The sequence below is a fragment of the Caldimonas tepidiphila genome (assembly GCF_003569765.1).
Taxonomy (GTDB): Bacteria; Pseudomonadota; Gammaproteobacteria; order Burkholderiales; family Burkholderiaceae_C; genus Caldimonas; species Caldimonas tepidiphila.
In genome coordinates this window covers 1-692 of record NZ_QXMG01000191.1, presented here as the reverse complement: position 1 = coordinate 692, position 692 = coordinate 1, and the positions used below count along the sequence as shown (strand labels likewise).

The following is a 692-nucleotide window of genomic DNA, read 5'->3' as shown; positions in this document are numbered from 1 at the left end:
GCTCGAAGCTGCGCAGCGGCTTGCCTGCCCAGTTCATGCTGATGTGACTGAAGAGCCGGTGCTCGATCGGGTTCCACTTCGAGCAGCCTGTCGGGTAATGGCACACCGTCACCGCGAGGCGCTTCTCGTCGCACAGCTGCTCCTGCAGCAGTGCCTTCCACACCCGTGAGCGGCAGCTGTTGGAGCCACCAGCATCGGCCAGAATCAGAAGCCGCCGGGCACTGGGGAAGCGACGACTGCCTTCGAAGAGCCACCAGTCACGGATGGCCTCTACCGCAAAGCGCGGCGTATCAAAGCACTGACCGACGCAGACATAACCGCGGTTGTCGTTGAGCGAGTAGATGCCGTAGGGGATGGCTTGACCGACAGCGTGCTGCGGGAAGTCGTGTACCAGCACGCCTTCAGGTTCCCGGCGCCATGCCTGACCTGCATTCTTGAAGTCGCCGATCAGCTCCTTTTTTTTTCACCGGCTCCCCCGCCTTCAGATACGTCTGCTTGAGCTCTTCGATGTGGTGGAACTGCGCGTCGCGTTGCTCGGGCGAGGAGCCTGCCTCCTTGCGCCGAGCATTGACTCGCGGCGAGTAGCCAAGCTTGCGCAGCAGCCGTGACACCGTCGTCGCACATGCCGAGTGGCCTTGCTCGCGCAGCTTCGCACTGAGTTGCCGCAGCGAGCTGCGCTTGTACTTGTCTGG

General features: G+C 62.6%; 2 protein-coding genes. Both read right to left on the bottom strand.

What is annotated here, in order from left to right:
* Window positions 1-448: ISAzo13 family transposase (locus tag D3A59_RS25755; RefSeq protein ID WP_272868098.1), on the bottom strand; the 448-nt coding region annotated here is incomplete at its 3' end.
* Window positions 402-692: ISAzo13-like element transposase-related protein (locus D3A59_RS26755; protein WP_419187285.1), on the bottom strand; the 291-nt coding region annotated here is incomplete at its 5' end. The genes D3A59_RS25755 and D3A59_RS26755, both read right to left, overlap by 47 nt.